This window comes from Burkholderia sp. A2 (assembly GCF_001729305.1).
GTDB lineage: Bacteria > Pseudomonadota > Gammaproteobacteria > Burkholderiales > Burkholderiaceae > Burkholderia > Burkholderia sola.
Genome location: NZ_LZXX01000005.1, coordinates 1 through 1,493 on the forward strand (window position 1 = coordinate 1; position 1,493 = coordinate 1,493).

A 1,493-nucleotide genomic window follows, 5' to 3' on the forward strand; every position below is an offset into this window, starting at 1 on the left:
TCGCGCGGTGCTCGGCGACGCGCACGTCGATCGCTCGATCGAGAACCGCACCGAGGTGACGGAGGAATTCCAGAACCTGATCACGCGCTACGCATGGGGCGAGATCTGGACGCGCGATGGCCTGCCGCGCCATACGCGCAGCCTGCTGACCATCGCGATGATGGTCGCGTTGAACCGCGGCGAGGAGTTGGCGCTGCACCTGCGCGCCGCGCGCAACAACGGCGTGACGCGCGACGAGATCAAGGAAGTGCTGCTGCAGACGGCGATCTATTGCGGCGTGCCGGCCGCGAATTCCGCGTTCCATCTCGCGGACAAGATCTTCAAGGAACAGGACGGGGCCGCATAAGACGGCCGGTCAGGCACGGCCGGCTGAGGGCGGCCGCAACCGATCGCGTGGCCTGCTTTCTCGAGCGGGCCGTCGACGACGGGATCGATGAACACGCCGGCAGAGCATCGGCGTGCGGCGCACCGGCTGGCTGGTGCGCGAACAAAGGAAGGGCGCGGCTGCCATGCCGTATTGCTCATACATATATTGGCGTTGCATGGGACCGGAGCAAGCGCTGAAGCGCCAACTCCGGCCGACAAGGAGACAGGCGATGAATCGCACACCCGTGGTCGATGTCCAGACCTTCATCAACGAGCAGCCGTTCGGCGGCTTTCAATGGCTCGTATTCCTCATGTGTTTCGTGATCGTGCTGCTCGACGGCTTCGATACGGCTGCGATCGGTTTCATCGCGCCATCGCTGCTCGGCGAGTGGAACCTCACGAAGCCCGATCTCGCGCCGGTGCTCAGCGCCGCGCTGTTCGGCCTCGCGTGCGGTGCGCTCGTGTCGGGCCCGCTGTCTGACCGGCTCGGCCGCCGCTCGCTGTTGCTCGGTTCGGTGTTCCTGTTCGGGGGCGCGTGCCTGATGTCCGCGTTCTCGAACACGATCGGGCACCTGACCATCCTGCGCTTCATCACCGGCGTCGGGCTCGGCGCGGCGATGCCGAACGCGGTCACGATGATGGGCGAATTCTGCCCGGACAAGCGCCGCGCGACCGTGATCAACCTGATGTTCTGCGGCTTTCCGCTCGGCGCCGCGTTTGGCGGTTTTCTGGCCGCATGGATGATTCCGCATTTCGGCTGGCGCAGCGTACTGATGCTCGGCGGCGTGACGCCGCTGCTGCTCGGCATGCTGTTGCTGCTGAAGATGCCGGAATCGGTACGCTTCATGGTCGCGAGCGGCCAGTCCATCGACAGGATCCGCGCCACGCTCGCACGCATCTCGCGCGACGCACTGAACGCCGGCTCGTTCGCGCTGACCGAAGCCGCGCCGCAGACCGGCGGCAAGGGCCTCGGCGTCGTGCTGTCGCGCTCGTACATCGTCGGCTCGGTGATGCTGTGGCTCGCGTACTTCATGGGCCTCGTGATCTTCTACGCGTCGATCAACTGGATGCCGATCCTGCTGAAGGATGCGGGCCTGACGCCGAAGAGCGCGACGCTGATCTCCGCG

The 1,493-nt window shown here is 65.9% G+C and carries 2 protein-coding genes; both read left to right on the forward strand.

The window, feature by feature from the left end:
* Positions 1 to 346, forward strand: a 346-nt coding sequence (gene pcaC / locus A9Z05_RS01425) for a 4-carboxymuconolactone decarboxylase (protein ID WP_069616603.1), incomplete at its 5' end; no start/stop codon positions are given.
* A 250-nt stretch (positions 347 to 596) separates the two neighbouring features.
* On the forward strand, positions 597 to 1,493 hold an 897-nt coding region (locus A9Z05_RS01430; RefSeq protein WP_141723315.1), incomplete at its 3' end, for an MFS transporter.